Raw genomic sequence first — 16,557 nt, forward strand, 5'->3', positions numbered from 1 at the left:
ATGGGGCGTGTTGAAGGCAAAGTCGCATTCATTACCGGAGCCGCCCGCGGTCAGGGCCGCAGCCATGCGCTGCGGCTCGCGCAGGAGGGGGCGGACATCATCGCCGTCGACATCTGCGGCCAGGTGGACACCGTGCACTATCCCATGGCTACCCCTGAGGATCTGGCGCAGACCGTCAAGGATGTGGAGGCACTGGACCGCCGCATCGTGGCTATCGAAGCCGACGTCAGGGATTACGGCACGCTCAAGGCGGCGGTCGACGACGGCGTGGCCCAGCTGGGCCGGCTGGACATCGTCAGTGCCAACGCCGGGATAGCGGGCTTCGGCGCCGTCGAAGAGCTGACTGACGAGGAATGGCGGGACATGCTGGACATCAACCTGACCGGTGTCTGGCACACGGCGAAGGCCGCCATCCCCCACCTGCGGGCCGGCGGCAACGGCGGATCCATCATTCTCACCAGCTCCACCGCCGGACTGATGGGCATTGGAAACCTTGCGCACTACGTGTCGGCAAAGCACGGCGTCGTCGGGTTGATGCGCGCGCTGGCGCTCGAACTCGCGCCGGACATGATCCGGGTCAATTCGGTTCACCCCACGAGCGTGGACACGGACATGATCCACAACAGTGCCACCTACAACCTCTTCGCACCCGATCTGGACAATCCGACACGGGAGCAGATCGGGGAACGTTTCCAGGCCCTGAATGTGCTGCCGATCAAGTGGGTGGACGCGGTGGATATCTCCAACGCCGTCCTGTTCCTCGCCTCCGACGAAGCGCGGTACATCACGGGCGTGACCCTGCCCGTCGACGCTGGATCCACCGCCAAGTAACCCTTTCGACCATCAGAGGAGGCATGCCATGGGGCGTGTAGAAGGAAAAGTCGCTTTTATTACCGGAGCTGCCCGCGGGCAGGGCCGCAGCCATGCAGTCCGGCTGGCGCAGGAGGGCGCGGACATCATCGCCGTGGACCTCTGCGACACCCTGCCGGGGGTCGGCTACCCGTCCGCCACGGAGGAAGACCTGGCCCAGACCGTCAAGGAAGTCGAGGCACTCGACCGGCGCATCATCGCCGCCAAAGCCGACGTCCGGGACCGCGGCGCCCTGCAGAAAGCCATCGAGACAGGCGTCGCGGAGCTCGGCCGGCTGGACATTGTGGTGGCCAACGCCGGCATCTGCATCATGAAGCCGTGGAACGAGGTCACCCCGGAAATCTGGAACGACACCGTGGGCACCAACCTGACCGGAGTCTGGAACACGGTACAGCTGGCGGCGCCGCACCTGGTGGAAGCCGGCGGCGGCTCCATCATCCTCACCAGCTCCGCCGCGGGCCTGAAGGGACTGCCGTTCCTGACCCCCTATGTCGCCGCCAAGCACGGCGTGGTGGGCATCATGCGTGCCTTCGCCACGGAGCTGGCCGAGCACAACATCCGGGTCAACACGGTCCATCCCACCGGCGTCGACACGGCGATGGCGTCCGGCGACGGAATGGCGGCCATGGGCGCAATGCTGGAGGCCCACCCGCGGATCGGCGGCATGATGACCAACCTGCTGCCGGTGGACATCACGCAGCCGGTGGACATATCCAACGCCGTCCTTTTCCTGGCCTCGGATGAGGCCCGCTACGTCACCTCGCTCGCGATGACGGTCGACGCCGGCAACACCCAGTACTAACCAACCAACCGAATCGTCGAAAGGAGCGCGTCATGGGGCGTGTGCAGGGAAAAGTTGCTTTGGTCACGGGGGCGGCCAGGGGTCAGGGCCGCAGCCACGCCATCCGGCTGGCGCAGGAGGGCGCGGACATCATTGCCGTGGACCTCTGCGACTCCGTGCGGGGCGTAAGGTACCCGGCTGCGACCGAGGAGGACCTCGCGCAGACGGCCAAGGAAGTCGAAGCCCTGGACCGGCGTGTCGTCGCGGTCAAGGCGGATGTCCGGGACCGGGGCGCCCTGCAGAGCGCCATCGATGCGGGTGCGGCGGAGCTGGGCAGGCTGGATATCGTGGTGGCCAATGCGGGCATCATGATCATGCGGCCGTGGGACCAGACAACCCAGGACATCTGGGATGACACCGTGGGAATCAATCTCACCGGTGTCTGGAACACCGTGCAGCTGGCCGCCCCGCATCTGGTGGAGGCCGGCGGCGGTTCGATCATCCTCACCAGTTCCGCCGCGGGGCTGAAGGGACTGCCGTTCCTGGCGCCTTATGTCGCCGCCAAGCACGGCGTGGTGGGACTGATGCGGGCCTTTGCCACGGAGCTTGCCGAACACCATATCCGGGTCAATTCCATCCACCCCACCGGGGTGATGACTCCCATGATCAGCGGTGAGGACATGCAGTCCTTTCCCGTCTGGCTGGAGGAGCACGCCCGGCTGGGCGGCATGTCGACCAACCTGCTGGACGTCCAGGCGGTCCAGCCGGCGGATATTTCCAATGCGGTGTTGTTCCTGGCCTCCGACGAGGCCCGCTACGTCACGTCCCTGGCCATGACCGTGGATGCAGGGGTTACCCAGTACTGAACAGACCGGCAACACACTCCCAGGAAAGGAAAGCACCATGGGAAACCTTGACGGAAAAGTAGCGTTTATCACCGGCGCAGCCCGCGGCCAGGGGCGGGCGCACGCCCTGCGGCTGGCCCGCGAGGGGGCGGACATCATCGCCGTCGATCTCTGCGGGCCGGTGGAGACCGTGACCGAGTTCTATCCCCCGGCAACCCCGGAGGATCTGAAGGAAACCACGCGCCAGGTCGAAGCTCTGGACCGGCGCATTGTCGCGGTCGAGGCCGACGTCCGCGACATCGAGGCGCTGACTGCGGCGGTGAACGACGGGGTCGCGCAGCTGGGCCGGCTGGACATCGTGGTGGCCAACGCCGGAATCTTCACCTTCGGTCCCGCCACCCACAAGGTCGACGAACAGTCCTGGCAGGACCTGATGGACATCAACGTCACCGGCGTCTGGCACACCTACAAGGCGGCCGCCGAGCACCTGATCGCGTCCGGACCCGGCGGCTCCGTCGTCATCATTTCCTCGCTGGCCGGGTTCAAGGGGCTGGCAAACGTCGCGGCGTACACCACCACCAAGCATGCGGTTGTGGGCCTGATGAAGGTGCTTGCCAACGAGCTCGGCCCGTACGGGATCCGGGTCAACACCATCCACCCGAACTCCGTGGACACCCCCATGGTGAAGAACCGGAAGACCTACCAGTTGTTCCGGCCCGAACTGGATGATCCGCAGGCCGCGGACGCCGAAGCGGCATTCGCGGGCACCAATCCCATGGGCAAGGCATGGATTGAGCCCGAGCATGTGTCCAACGCCGTGGCGTGGCTGGCCTCCGACCAGTCCTACTACGTCTCCGGCGGCCAGATCCCGGTCGACGCCGGCGGCGCCGTCCACTGACCGGCCGGGAAAGGAACCCTGTGCAGACCACGGATATCGGGGCCACCCGGGACCGCATCGCCGCGCACCTCGTCGGCCGTGAGCGTGAGCTGGAACTTACGCTCGCGGCCGTCGCGGCCGGCCGCGACATTGTCCTGGAGGGCCCTCCGGGCACCAGCAAGACCACCATGCTCAAGGCCATCACGGCAGAATGGGGCATTCCACTGCTCTTCGTCGAGGGGAACGCGGATCTGACCCCGGCCAAACTCGTAGGACACCACAACCCGGCACGGGTACTGCGCGAGGACTACAGCGCCGACAACTTCGTAGCAGGCCCCCTGGTGGAAGCAATGCAGACCGGCGGATTCCTGTACATCGAGGAGTTCAACCGGGCTCCGGAAGACACACTGAATACGCTGCTGGCTGCCATGGCGGACCGTTCCATTGCGGTCCCGCGCGTCGGCAGCATCCCGGCCAAGGACACCTTCCGGGTCATCGCGTCCATGAATCCCTACGACAACCAGGGCACCACCCGGCTTTCCACTTCCGTGCATGACCGGTTGAACCGGCTAGCCGTCGGCTATCAGGACGACGACGCCGAACGCGGCATCGTGGCCCTGCGCACCGCCGCGCCGGGGGCGCTTGGAGAAGCGCTCATCGCCGATGCCGTGGCGCTGACGCGCGCCACCCGGGACCATCCGGATATCCGCCAGGGCTCCAGCGTGCGCGGCGCCATCGACTGCGTGCTGGTGTCCGGCCAGCTCGCCGGCCTCCGCGGGATCACCGACCCCGGCGACGCCGGCTACCGCGAGTTGGTCTACGACGCGATGACAGTCTGCCTCTCCGGACGCATCCACCTGGACGAAGCCGCCGAGACGACTCCGGAACGGGTGCTGCGGGAGATCTGGGAGGACCACTTCATCCTTCATCCTGCGGCGGCGGCACCCGGTTGAAGAGAAGTTTCCGCCGATTCGCCGGTATCCCGCCGCACCGGACGCCGACCCGAACGGCGCCCGCCGTTGCGCCGTGCCCCCAAACAGCTGACCGAGGATCCCGCCGTGTTTGAGCCGGCGCCCGGTTCAGGGCCGGGCGCAGTGATCCAGCCCGTCGGGGCACGCCGCCGCACTCCGGCCGGCGCGGCCCCTCCGGGGTCATCCCGCCCGGGATTCACCGACGAGGCTGCTGCACCGGCGGAAGCCGGGACGGCCGCGGTACCTGTCGACCCGGCGGTCCGCGCACGGGTCCGGCATATCGCCGCACTGCTGTCCGTGCCCCGTCCGCGGGCGGACGCGGTGCCGCGCCGCGGCAGCGGATCGCTCGCCAGCCTGCCCTACCGGGGCGGCAGTGATGACATCGACCTGGACCGGACCCTGGAGGTGCTGGCCGAGCGGCCGGTCCCCGACGACGAGGACATCGTGGTCCGGGACCGGGTGCGCACCCGCCGGTCCGTGGTGCTCGCGGTGGATGTTTCGGGGTCGATGAAGGGCGAACGCCTCCAGACGGCCGCTGCCACGGTGGGGGCGCTGGCCGCCGAACTGCACCGGGATGCGCTGGCCGTCATTGCCTTCTGGTCCGATGCCGCGCTGCTGCTGCCGCTGGGCGCCGAGCTGAAGCCGATGGAACTGCTGGACACGCTGCTGCGCATCCCGGCCCGGGGGCTCACCAACATCAGCTTTCCGCTGGAGCTCGCCCACCGTGAACTGCTGCGGATCCCGGTTCGGGACGCGAGGGTGCTGCTGCTCTCGGACTGCGTCCACAACGCCGGCCCGGATCCCCGGATTGCCGCAGCACGCCTGCCTCGGCTGGACGTCCTGATCGACACCAGCGCGGAAACCGACGTCGAACTGGGCCGCCAGCTCGCCCGGGAAGGACACGGTACCGCCCGAACCATCCATACCTACCGGGACGTTGCGCCAGCCGTAAGCGCAGTGTTCGCAACCTGAAGGTCCAGTCTCAACCACGAAAGGCCGTGCCATGTTCACCAATCCCTGGTTCGAAACCGTTGCCGAGGCCCAACGCCGCGCCAAGAAAAACCTGCCGAAATCCGTCTACGGCGCGCTGGTCGCCGGGTCGGAGCGAGGTGTCACCGTGGAGGACAACATTGCCGCGTTTTCGGAGCTGGGCTTCGCTCCGCATGTGGTTGGACAGTCCGCAAAGCGTGACCTGAGCACCACGGTCATGGGACAGCAGATCGCCCTCCCGGTGATCATCTCCCCCACCGGCGTGCAGGCCGTGCACCCCGAGGGTGAAGTCGCAGTGGCGCGTGCTGCCGCAAACCGCGGGACCGTGATGAGCCTGAGTTCGTTCGCCAGCAAACCCGTGGAGCAGGTTGGAGCGGCTGCTCCCCAGTTGTTCTTCCAGATGTACTGGAGCGGAACGCGGGAGGCGATGATCCAGCGCATGGAGCGTGCCCGGGCGGCCGGTGCCACGGGACTGATCTCCACCCTGGACTGGTCCTTCTCCAACGGCCGGGACTGGGGCAGTCCGGTGATCCCGGAAAAGATGACGCTGAAGGCCATGACCCGGTTGGCTCCGGAGGTGCTTCCGCATCCCCGCTGGCTGCTGGCCTTTGCCCGGTCCGGCCGGGTACCGGACCTGACGGTGCCGAACCTGGTCCCGCCGGGAGGCGAAGCCCCCACCTTCTTCGGGGCGTACGGCGAGTGGATGCAGACGCCGCCGCCCACCTGGGAGGACGTGGCCTGGCTGCGCGAGACGTGGGGAGGGCCGTTTATGCTCAAGGGCGTCAGCCGCGTGGACGATGCCCGCCGGGCGGTCGACGCCGGCGTCACCGCACTCTCGGTCTCCAACCACGGCGGCAACAACCTCGACGGCACCCCGGCCACCATCCGGCTCCTCCCCGCCGTTGCCCAGGCGGTCGGCGGCCAGGTTGAGGTGCTGCTCGACGGCGGTATCCGGCGCGGCAGCGACGTGGCCAAGGCGCTGGCCCTGGGTGCCCGGGCCGTGATGATCGGCCGGGCCTACCTGTGGGGGCTGGCCGCGAACGGCCAGGCAGGGGTGGAGAACGTCCTGGACATCCTCCAGGGCGGCCTCGACTCCGCCCTGCGGGGGCTGGGAAAAACCTCCATCCATGAACTGCGCCCCGAGGACCTGGTCATTCCGTCCGGGTTCACCCGGTCAGTGGGAGACCCGCCCAAGGACCGGGAGAGCTGAGTGGCCCCGTCCGCGCCCTTGCCGCCGTCGGCGCCGCCGTCGTGGAGTCTGGCGGCACGCACCTGGCCGGAGGTGCGCAGGGGTGCCACGGTCCTGGTGCCCACCGGCTCCACCGAACAGCACGGCCCGCACCTGCCCCTGGACACGGATACCGTGATTGCGGCGGCGGTCGCGGCCGAGGCTGCCGCGAGGACCGGACGGGCCGATGTCGTCGTCGCCCCGGCGCTGGCCTACGGCGCCAGCGGGGAGCACCAGGACTTTCCGGGCACGGTGTCGCTGGGGCATGAGGCACTGAGCCTGATGCTGGTGGAACTGGTCCGCTCGCTTTCGACCTGGGCGCACCGGGTTGTCTTCGTCAACGCGCACGGAGGAAACGCTGCGGGACTGGTCCGGGCGGTGGGGCAGCTGCTTGCCGAAAACCACTCGGTCGGATGGGTGCCCTGTACCTTCGGACCCGGGGATGCCCATGCGGGCCGGACGGAAACGTCGCTGATGCTGTATTTGGTGCCCGGGAGCGTCCACCTGGACCGGGCAGTCTGCGGGGACACGCGCCCGCTTCCCGAGCTGATGCCGGTGCTGCGGTCCGGCGGAGTGAAGGCTGTCTCCCCGCTCGGCGTCCTGGGCGACCCGGCCGGGGCCTCCGCGGCCGAAGGTCATGAGCTCCTCGCGGGCGCCGCCGGGGCCGTTGCCGCCCGCCTGGCCGGCGCTCCGGATCGGTACGGGTGCCTCCAGCCGCTGCCGGCGGCAGTTCCGTGACCGGCCTTCCCGTCGGCTTCGGCATTCGGCTCTCCGAAAGCGTGCGGGTGGGCGGCAGGGCGCAGGTACTCACCGGCGGCTCTCCCCTGCGCGTACTGTTCCCGGGAGCGGCGGCACGGGAGCTGCTCGAAACAGGCGGGTTCTCGGTCAGCGACGGTCCTTCCGCAGCGCTGGCGGAGAAACTGCTTGCCTTCGGCATGGCCGACCCCGCAGCCGCTACCCTTGCGGTACCGGCCGGCCAGGCCGTGACGTTCGTGGTGCCCGTGCGGGACCGCCCGGACAACCTGCGCCGGCTGCTGCAGAGTATCGGTCCGGGACAGCGGGTGGTGGTGGTGGATGACGCTTCGCTGTCCCCGCAGCCGATCGCCGACGCCGCTGCCGGCTACGCCGCCGAGTATGTCCCCCTAGCCGTGAACGCGGGGCCGGCCGCTGCCCGCAATGCCGGGCTGGCACGGGTCCGGACACCCTACGTGGCGTTTGTTGATTCGGACATGGTGCTGGATCCCGGGACCGTTCCTGCGCTGCTGCGGCATTTCGCCGATCCGGGCGTAGCCCTAGTTGCGCCGCGGATCCTGGGCTGGAATCCGGGCAATGACGCCGGGTGGATCTGCCGGTATGAGGATTCCCGCTCCTCCCTCGATCTCGGCAAGCGCCCGGCCCTGGTGCATCCGCGCGGGACGGTGTCATGGCTCCCCGCGGCGTGTCTGGTGGGACGCGTCGAGGCCCTGGGCAGCGGCTTCAGCGCCGAGCTGCGCGTCGCGGAAGACGTGGACCTGGTCTGGAATCTGGTCCGCCAGGGCAAGCGCGTGCGGTACGACCCGTCGGTGGCTGCGCGGCACGAGCACCGGCGGGAGCTTGTGCCGTGGCTGGCCCGCAAAATGTTCTACGGGACCGGGGCGCACGAGCTTTCCCGGCGGCACGGCAGCAACGTGGCCCCGGCGGTGCTGGCACCGTGGAGCGTCGGGTTCCTTCTTGCCCTGCTGGCCCAGCGCCGCTGGTCACTGCCCGTGGCCGCCGTTCTGGCGGCGGCCACGGTCCTGCGGCTGGCCCGACGCCTCCGGCGCAGCCCGAAGCCCCTGCAGCTGGCAGCAGTCCTCGTGGGACAGGGGGTCCTGGCTGCGCTGGGGCAGGGATCGGCACTGCTGCTGCGGCACTGGTGGCCGCTGACAGCCGCGGGCAGCCTGTTCTCCGCACGCCTGCGCCGGGCAGCGCTTCTCGCCGGAGTGGTGGACGCCGCCGTGGAGTACCGGCGCACCGGGGCCGATCTGGATCCCGTGCGGTTCGCTGTTGCCCGCCGCCTGGATGATCTGGCCTACGGCGCCGGAGTGTGGCTCGGGGCGGTCCGAGGACACTCAGTGGGAGCGCTGCTGCCCGAAATCACCGGTCTCCATGCTTTCCGACGGCGGCTGCGGCCGCTAGTGGATGGCCACGCCTTCGGGCAGTTCGTTGGTGGGCCGGCGGACGAAGAACGACGCCGCGACGGCGACAAGGGAGACCACCGCACCCCAGAAGAACGCCGTATGAACGCCGGAGGCGGCAGCGGAGACCGCTGACGCGCCGTCGGCCAGGGCCGCCGTCGTGCCGGTGGTCATCAGGGTGATGAAGACAGCAGTGCCGGCGGCGCCGGCAAGCTGCTGCAGCGTGTTGATGATGGCGCTGCCGTGCGAGTACAGGGACTTGTCCAGCGAGCCCAGTGCCGAGGTGAACAGCGGAGTGAAGATGAAGCCCAGCCCGGCGTTCAGCAGGCAGTGCATCAGGATCACGAGGCCCACCGGGGTTTCATCCGTCAGCAGGGTCATGCCCCACAGGGCGGCACTGAGCACCACGGCGCCGGGAATCACCAGCGGGCGGGGACCGAAGCGGTCAAACAGGTTGCCCACGATCGGCGACAGGATGGCCATCACGGCACCGCCGGGAAGCAGCAGCAGCCCGGTGCGCAGCGTGTCCAGTCCCAGCACGTTCTGCAGGTACAGGGGCAGCACGATCAGGCAGCCGAACAGGGCCATCATGGAGACCAGCACCATAACGATCGCAACCACGAAGGGCTTGCTGGTGAACGTGCGCAGGTCCATCAGGGCACGGTCGGTGCGCTGGAGCACCAGCTGGCGCAGGACGAAGCAGGCCATGGCGAGGACGCCGACGGAGAGCGGGATCCACAGCGGCATCAGTTCCTTGCCCTGCGCGGCCTCGCCGATGCTGCTGAGGCCGAAGATGAGTCCGCCGAAGGCAAAGGTGGACAGCACGATGGAGAGCACGTCGAAGGGCACGCGCTTCGTTTCGGTGAGGTTCTGGACCTTCATTGCGCCCACAGCCAGTGACAGCAGGGCAATGGGCAGGACCAGCCAGAACATCCAGCGCCAGTCCAGGGCGTTGAGGATGATGCCGGAGACCGTGGGGCCGATGGCCGGTGCCACGGCGATAACGATGGAAATGGTTCCCATCATCTGTCCCCGCTTATGTGCGGGAACCGCGTTCAGCACCGTGGTCATCAGCAGCGGGAGCATAATGGCGGTACCGCCGGCCTGGATGATCCGGCCGCCCAGCAGCGTGCCGAACCCGGGAGCCAGCGCCGCCAGCAGGGTGCCGGCACTGAACAGGGACATTGCGGTCAGGAACAGTCCGCGCATGGAGAACCGCTGCAGCAGGAAGCCGGTGGCGGGAATGACCACGGCCATCGTCAGCATAAAGCCGGTGGTCAGCCACTGGGCGGTTCCCGCAGTGATGTCCAGGTCAGCCATGAGCCGGGGCAGCGCCACACTCATGATTGTCTCGTTCAGGATGACCACGAACGAGGAGACGAGCAGCAGCCCGATCACGGTCTTGGTGCGCGGATCCAGCGTGGCCGGAGCCGGCTTCTTTCGTGCGCGCCTGCCGGTTCCGGCAGTGGACACGGGTGTTGCGGAGGGATCGATACTCAAGGAGGCAGAATCCTATTCATGGTGCGCGGGCGCCGCTTGGAGGGCGCAGGGACGGACGGCACTTCAGCGGGCCCGGCCTGCCATCGTACGTGGTTGAAGGATCAAGTGTTCGGGATATTCGCCCAACGCGGAAAGCCGCGGTGCGCTAGAACCCGGTGACAAGGAGTCCGAACCCCAGCACAAACAGCACCACCAGCCAGCAGCCGCCCGCGATGGCGGACGCTGCGGTCAGAACCAGCGACACCCAGGGACGCTGGAACCGCTGACGCAGCCACTCGAAAACCAGCGGGGCGGAGAGCAGCAGCATCACCGCCGAGCCCAGGATCAGACCGAGCAGGACGGTGGCCTGCACCGTTTCGGGAAAGATCCACAGCTGCAGGACGACGACGGTGACCGCCAGCACCGCCGCCGCTGCGGACTGCACGATCCAGGCAACGCCGAGATGCGGCCAGGCTTCCACGTTCTTACTCATGTTGGGGAAGTCTAGTGGCGTTCCGGGCGGTCCATGGTAACGGTGCGCAGATCCAGGCGGCGCAGCACGCGGTCCACGGCCTCCGGATCCATGCCGCGCTGCCGGCGGGCCTCGAGCACTTCCCGGCGCGCTGCGTCCATGGCTTGGCGCTGGACCACGTCCATGACCTCCAGGGTTGCCTTCCGGTCCAGCATCTTCTGCGATTCATCCTCTTCGTCGCTCTCCAGCATGGAGTGCAGCGAGGCCATCCGTTTGGCCAGTGCGGCGCGGCGGTCCGGCGGCAGCTGCTGGATGGCTGCCGAACGCTTCATGGTCTCGACGGCGACCCGTTCGGCCCGGAGCGCGAGTTCGCGTTCCATCCGGTCGGCCTCTTTATGGTCGTTGGGCAGCTTCAGGGCCCGCATCAGCCACGGCAGCGTCAATCCCGGTACCACCAGGGTCACCACGAGGACCGCGCAGGCGCAGGCGACCACGAAGTTCCGTCCGGGCAGCGCGTCTCCGGCAAGCGTGGTGCCCGGCAGGGCGAGGGCAAGCGCCAGGGTTGCCAGGCCGCGCATGCCGCACCAGGAAAGGACCAGGACCTCTTTCAACGAACCCGGGACATGGTTCTTTTCGGTCCCGCCCATCCGGTAGATCGCCATCATCCACAGGAACCGGACCAGCAGCACGGCCGCGCACACGGCCAGGATGCCGGGGATGAAACTCAGCAGCTGGGCACCCTCGTCCTCGATGATGTACCGCATCTCGATGCCCACCAGGCCGAACGCGGCGCCGGTGGTCAGCAGCTCCACCACGTCCCAGAACGCGGTGCGGGTCAGGCGCTCCTCCGAGTCCTGCGGGCGGGCACGACGGCCCAGTTCCAAGGCGGTGACGACGACGGCGACCACTCCGGAAAAGTGCACTTCTTCGGCCAGCAGGTAGACGGCGAAGGGTGCAACGAGGGTGGAGGCCGAGCGGGCCACCAGGTTCGGCACGAAGCGGTTCAGGCTGCCGACAACCCAGGCCATCGCCAGACCCAGCACCACGGCACCGGCCGCGGCGATGAGGAAGTCCGGCACCACGTCCCAGCCCACGTGCCCGCCGCTGGTACTCGCCGCAACGGCAGCCTGGAAGATGACAATGGCGATCGCGTCGTTGAACAGGCCCTCGGTCTGCAGCACGGTGATCAGCCGCCGCGGCATCCGGACCTTCCCGGCGACCGCTTCCACGGCCACCGGGTCGGGCGGGGCAACGATGGCGCCAAGTGCAATTGCGGCGGGCAGCCCGAGCGCCGGAACCATCGCCCAGGCGACGCCGGCCACCACGGCGACGGTGACCGCGACCAGCGCCACGGCCAGCAGCACCAGGGAGCGCCAGCGCAGCCGGAAGACGGACCAGGAGCTGCGTTGCGCGGCGGCGAAGAGCAGCGGCGGAAGGAAGAGGGGAAGGATCAGTTCCGGGTTGATATGGACTTCGGGAATGATCGGCAGGAACGCGATGAGGGCCGAGGAAATCAGCATCAGTACCGGATACGGCAGCCGGATGCGTTCACCGATGCCCGCGGCCAGCACGGTTCCGAAAAGCAGCCCGATCAGGAGTATCAGGAAATCCACCGGTTCAGCCGTCCGCTCGGAGCTTGCTTCGGACCGACCGCGCCGCGTATTCCATCTCCGCACCTGCTTCTTTCGGATGTGTAAGTATTTCGTTAATTATTGCATTGAGTGCAGATAATGCCGGGGAGGTTTGCGGTGTGGGCGCGGCCCGCGGAATGTTCCCCGGGCGGGCGGGGAGATCATAGGGGCGGGTTACTGAGATCACCGAAAACCAAAGCCCGGGGCTCTTCGCGCCGCACTCGAAAGCGGCTAAAATTGAACGGAAGTTTTGTGCGTCCAAGGACGCCTCTGCGGCGTCCACCAGCGACATAAGCAAGATCCCGGTGATATGAGTTGAAGGTCTTCTTCTCCCCCGTTGCATTAGCTCCTTCCGCCGTCCCGAAGGGGGCGCTGCATCCATGACTGCCGTCTACGGAGTGGTGAGGGAAACCCACAATCCTTCCGCTGCGGTGAACGCGTTGAAGGGTGATGCCGGCACAGCCGTGCAGCACGGAAAAGATGACCGGCACAGCGCTCCTTCCGCTACCGGTGCCGTCATTGCCTGGGATCCCGATGACCTGCCCGGGGCCCTCGATCGGCTCATTGCAGCACACCCGCGCCATTTCACCGCTCCGGAGGCACTGCCGGTGCGCCCTATCCCTTTCCGGATGCACCTCATGGACGCGGACGTACCCAAGTCCATCCAACTGCACCCGCAGCCGGACCAGGCGCTGGCCGGCTACGTTCGTGAGCAGACCCGCGGGGTCCCCCTGGGCGCAGGAAACCGGAACTATAAGGACCGGTACGCCAAGTTCGAAGTGGCGGTGGCAATCACTCCCCTGCGCGTGCTGTCCGGACAGCGCACCAGGGAAGAACTGCGGACCATTGCCGACGGAGTCGACCTTCCGTGGCTCCACGCCTTGCTGACGTTCCGCCACGAGATGCCGGTGCATGCTCTCCTCCGCATGGAGCCGTCCGAGGTTGCCCGGGCACTCCGGGAAACCGAGGCTGCCCTGGCCGCCGTGACGGAAACCGAGGGTCTTGCCGCAGATGCTGCTGCCGTCTTCCGCCGGCTGGCGCCGCTTTTCCCCGGCGACCGCGGGATCCTCATAGCCATCTGCATGAACCTCATCAAGCTGGCCCCGGGGCAGGCAATGGTCACGCCTGCCGGCTGCCTTCACTCCTATCTGTCCGGGCAGGCGATGGTGGTGATGGGCCTCTCGCACAATGCCTTGAAGGCAGGGCTGACCAAGGACTACGTAGACATCGCCGAGCTGCAGCAGATTCTGGGCAGCGGCCAGCCCGGTCCGGCTCCCCTGGAGGTGGCCCGCATCACTGAGTGCCAGGAACGTATTCCGCTCTGGAGCGACGATCTGGACCTGCGTCGGACGGTGATCGACGGCGGCACAGCATCCATCCCGCTGGAACGTTTCACCGTTGTGCTTGCCGCACTGGGCGGAGCGGTGGTTACGGTGGGCGACGTGAGCACGTTCCTGGAGCAGGGCGCGAGCATGCTCTACCTGGGCGACCCGACCACGGCCGACGTCGAGGGCTCGGCACAGCTCTTCAGCGCGTCGGCACGCTAACGCCGGGGTTACATCCGTGCCTTTGTCCTGGCGGTGGCCTTGGCCGACCACGGATCCTCCGGCCACGGGTGCCGGGGATACCGCCCGCGCATTTCGGCCCGAACCTGGGCATAAGGACCGGACCAGAAGGACGCCAGGTCATCGGTAACAGCCAGGGGCCGGCCGGCCGGGGACAGCAGATGGAAGAGCACCGGCACCCGCCCCTCCACCAGCCGCGGCGTTTCGGCCCAGCCGAAGCATTCCTGCAGCTTCACCGCAACCACCGGCCGACCGCCGTCGTCCTCCGCCGGCGGGTAGTCGATGCGGACCCGGGAACCGCTGGGAACCTCAAGCCGCTCCGGGACCAGGCTGCCCAGCCGGGATGCCTCCGGCCAGGGCAGCAGGCGCCGCAGCGGATCGGTGAGGTCGATGCTGTTGGCGGATGCGCCGCGCGCCAGTGCGTCCAGCTCGGGAGCGAGCCAGTCCTGCAGCCGGGCGAGCAGGGCCGGCTCGCTGACGTCCGGCCACGGATCCCCAAGTTCCCGGCGCAGCAGGGCCAGGCGCCGGCGCAGGGCATCGGCGCCGCCCGAGAAACCGACCAGGTCCAGGCCCCGTGCCGTCAGGGCGCGGGCGACGGCGGCGCGTCCCTCCTCGGCGGACGGACGTACCGGGGTGGAGCCAAGCAGGATCGAACCGAGCCGGTGTTCCCGGCGAGCGGTGACCCGGCCACCGGCGAAGTCTGCCTCCACCGCATCCGTCACGAGGTGTTCGGCAGCCGCTTCCGCGGTGTCCAGGGCCAGGGGTGCGGCGGCCCGGATGACAGCACCTGTGCCGGCGGCGTCGCGCCCCTCGGCCCGGGCGACATCGGCGACGGCCAGCCAGTCAGAGCCTGTGAGGGAGCTGCCGGAGGGAAGTCCGGCGCGGGTTCCGGAGGCCAGCAGGTACCGCTCGGGACCTGAGCCGGGAACGCGCCGCGCAATCCGGTCCGGGAACGCCAGGGCAATCACGTATCCGAGGGCTTCGCCGTGGGAAACTTGCGCCGCGGCCGGCGCATCTCCCTTCTCCCGGCGGGCCAGCTGCTCCAGCCGCCGGACGTCGTCGGACCAGCGCCGTTCCCCGGGATCGCGGCCGGTCCGCAGCCCGGCGAGCAGGCGGGTCAGGTCCGCTCCGGGTGCCCGTATGTCCCCCGCGAGCAGGGCAACGGCTTCGGCCGCAGTTCGAACGCCCACCGCACCGGCGCCGTCGAGCAGGGCGCGGGCCAGCCGCGGATCGGCCGGTACGTGTGCGAGGGCCTTGCCCCGGGCCGTCGCCTGCCCCTTCGCGTCCACCGCGCCGATCCCGCGCAGCACTTCGGCGGCGTCCCGCATGGCCGCCGGCGGCGGCGCATCGGGCAGGGACAGGCCTTCACCCGCAGGTGCACCCCAGCAGGCCAGCACCAGGGCCGCCGCGGTGAGGTCGGCGACGGCGATTTCCGGCGTCTGGTGTGCGGGTGCAGCACCGAATGCCTTGTCGTCGTAGCAGCGGACCACTGTTCCGGGGCCGAGCCGGGCGGCGCGGCCGGCCCGCTGCTCGGCGGAGGCGCGTGAACAGGACAGGGTGACGAGGCCGGACATGCCGCGCAGCGCGTCCCGGCGCGGTTCCCGGGCCAGACCCGAGTCGATGACCAGCCGCACGCCCGGCACCGTCAGCGAGGACTCCGCCAGGGACGTGGACACGATGATGCGGGCCGGCTCGCCCGGACCGCGGCCGGAGACCGCCCGGTCCTGCTCGGCCGGAGGTATCTGCCCGTGCAGCTCGAGGACTTCCGTTCCGGCCGGCACCCGCGAACGCAGCCGGCCTGCCACAGTGGACACCTCGCGTGCACCGGGCACAAACACCAGGGCATCGGTCCCGGGGTTCCTGCTGACGGCCCGTAAGTGTGCGGCCAGGGCGGTGTCCGCGACATGGTCCAGGAAGCCGCGGGTAACTCCGCGGTCGTCGAGCCGCGGCACCGGCGGGGGCGCCCAGACGGTTTCCAGCGGATGGAGCGCCGAGGGACAGCCGACGACGGGAGCCGGTCCGCCGCCGTCGGGCGCCCCGATCAGTGCGGCAAAACGCGGCGCATCGAGGGTGGCGGACATGGCGACGAGAGTCAGGTCTTCGCGCAGCTGGCGGACCTCGGTGAGCATGCCGAGGAGCAGGTCCGTTTCCAGGCCGCGTTCGTGGACCTCGTCCAGGATGACCGCGGCGGTTCCTTCGAGGCCCGGGTCTGCCAGCAGGCGGCGCAGCAGGATGCCCGGGGTCACGAATTCGACCAGCGTGGAAGGGCCGGTGCGGCTCTCGCCCCGGACCGTGTAGCCGATCCGTCCGCCGAGGGCAGTGCCGTCAAGGGCTGCGAGCCGGCGGGCCGCCGAGCGGACGGCCACGCGGCGGGGCTGGGTGACCACCACCCGCGGGCGGGTCCCGCCGCCGGCAAGGATATTCGCCACGAGCGGCGGCACCAGCGTGGTCTTGCCGGTTCCCGGCGGCGCCTGGACGACGGCGGTGCCGCCCCGCGTATCACCGGCACCGCCGCCCAGCACCGCCGCGAGCTGCGGGACCGACTCGGCAAAAACCAGTCCGCGGCCGATGCCCGCAAGGTCGAAGGGCGGGTCGGTTGGGTGCGGAGAGGCCGGAGAAGTCACTCTTCCATTCTGCCTCCTGCCGGAAGCGGTAAAATGTTAAGGGTCTCGTCACTCGCCCCTGCCTTTCC

At 68.8% G+C, this 16,557-nt stretch carries 13 protein-coding genes and 1 pseudogene; 10 read left to right on the plus strand and 4 right to left on the minus strand.

Annotated elements, in window-relative coordinates; genetic code table 11:
* The 9 genes and pseudogenes from NNX37_RS09605 to mftF all read left to right on the plus strand — a co-directional run.
* Window positions 1-831, plus strand: coding sequence for a mycofactocin-coupled SDR family oxidoreductase (locus NNX37_RS09605; protein WP_255792269.1), 831 nt, complete (start codon window positions 1-3; stop codon window positions 829-831).
* Window positions 832-859: 28 nt separating this feature from the next.
* The gene (locus NNX37_RS09610) at window positions 860-1,672 is read left to right on the plus strand and encodes a mycofactocin-coupled SDR family oxidoreductase (protein ID WP_255792270.1); all 813 of its coding nucleotides are present in this window, start codon (window positions 860-862) and stop codon (window positions 1,670-1,672) included.
* A 32-nt stretch (window positions 1,673-1,704) separates the two neighbouring features.
* Window positions 1,705-2,517, plus strand: a complete 813-nt coding sequence (locus tag NNX37_RS09615; RefSeq protein ID WP_255792271.1) for a mycofactocin-coupled SDR family oxidoreductase — start codon at window positions 1,705-1,707, stop codon at window positions 2,515-2,517.
* Window positions 2,518-2,554: 37 nt separating this feature from the next.
* Window positions 2,555-3,394: a mycofactocin-coupled SDR family oxidoreductase gene (locus NNX37_RS09620; protein WP_255792272.1), complete on the plus strand. Its 840-nt coding sequence runs from the start codon at window positions 2,555-2,557 to the stop codon at window positions 3,392-3,394.
* A gap of 20 nt (window positions 3,395-3,414) precedes the next feature.
* Window positions 3,415-4,326 carry an AAA family ATPase gene (locus tag NNX37_RS09625; RefSeq protein WP_255792273.1) on the plus strand — a complete coding sequence of 304 codons (912 nt, stop codon included), beginning with the start codon at window positions 3,415-3,417 and terminating at the stop codon, window positions 4,324-4,326.
* 105 nt (window positions 4,327-4,431) lie between these two features.
* Entirely contained in the window at window positions 4,432-5,316 is an 885-nt protein-coding gene (locus tag NNX37_RS09630) for a vWA domain-containing protein (RefSeq protein ID WP_255792276.1), read from the plus strand.
* 31 nt (window positions 5,317-5,347) lie between these two features.
* A complete protein-coding gene (gene mftD / locus NNX37_RS09635; protein WP_255792277.1) occupies window positions 5,348-6,544 on the plus strand; it encodes a pre-mycofactocin synthase MftD in 1,197 nt (398 codons plus the stop codon).
* Window positions 6,545-7,300, plus strand: a complete 756-nt coding sequence (gene mftE / locus NNX37_RS09640) for a mycofactocin biosynthesis peptidyl-dipeptidase MftE (protein WP_255792278.1) — start codon at window positions 6,545-6,547, stop codon at window positions 7,298-7,300. It begins immediately after the preceding gene.
* Window positions 7,297-8,670: pseudogene (mftF, locus tag NNX37_RS09645) on the plus strand (mycofactocin biosynthesis glycosyltransferase MftF); the annotation flags it as partial. The gene mftE and the pseudogene mftF, both read left to right, overlap by 4 nt.
* 45 nt (window positions 8,671-8,715) lie before the next feature.
* On the opposite strand, the gene NNX37_RS09650 reads toward mftF, so the two are convergent.
* The 3 genes from NNX37_RS09650 to NNX37_RS09660 all read right to left on the minus strand — a co-directional run bounded on the left by NNX37_RS09650 (window position 8,716) and on the right by NNX37_RS09660 (window position 12,282).
* Window positions 8,716-10,218 (minus strand): MDR family MFS transporter, encoded by a 1,503-nt coding sequence (locus NNX37_RS09650; protein WP_407079941.1) that lies wholly within the window; start codon window positions 10,216-10,218, stop codon window positions 8,716-8,718.
* A gap of 145 nt (window positions 10,219-10,363) precedes the next feature.
* Complete coding sequence (locus NNX37_RS09655; RefSeq protein ID WP_255792279.1) at window positions 10,364-10,690, minus strand: hypothetical protein; 327 nt, start codon at window positions 10,688-10,690, stop codon at window positions 10,364-10,366.
* A gap of 11 nt (window positions 10,691-10,701) precedes the next feature.
* Complete coding sequence (locus tag NNX37_RS09660) at window positions 10,702-12,282, minus strand: Na+/H+ antiporter (protein WP_255792280.1); 1,581 nt, start codon at window positions 12,280-12,282, stop codon at window positions 10,702-10,704.
* Window positions 12,283-12,680: 398 nt separating this feature from the next.
* On the opposite strand from NNX37_RS09660, the gene NNX37_RS09665 reads away from it, so the two are divergent.
* Window positions 12,681-13,847: a cupin domain-containing protein gene (locus NNX37_RS09665; RefSeq protein ID WP_255792281.1), complete on the plus strand. Its 1,167-nt coding sequence runs from the start codon at window positions 12,681-12,683 to the stop codon at window positions 13,845-13,847.
* A gap of 8 nt (window positions 13,848-13,855) precedes the next feature.
* Here the strand turns inward: NNX37_RS09665 and hrpB are convergent, their stop codons facing one another.
* A complete protein-coding gene (gene hrpB, locus NNX37_RS09670; protein WP_255792282.1) occupies window positions 13,856-16,489 on the minus strand; it encodes an ATP-dependent helicase HrpB in 2,634 nt (877 codons plus the stop codon).
* Window positions 16,490-16,557: the final 68 nt, after the last annotated feature.

It is taken from the genome of Arthrobacter zhaoxinii, from assembly GCF_024385505.1.
In the GTDB taxonomy this organism is placed as follows: Bacteria; Actinomycetota; Actinomycetes; order Actinomycetales; family Micrococcaceae; genus Arthrobacter_B; species Arthrobacter_B zhaoxinii.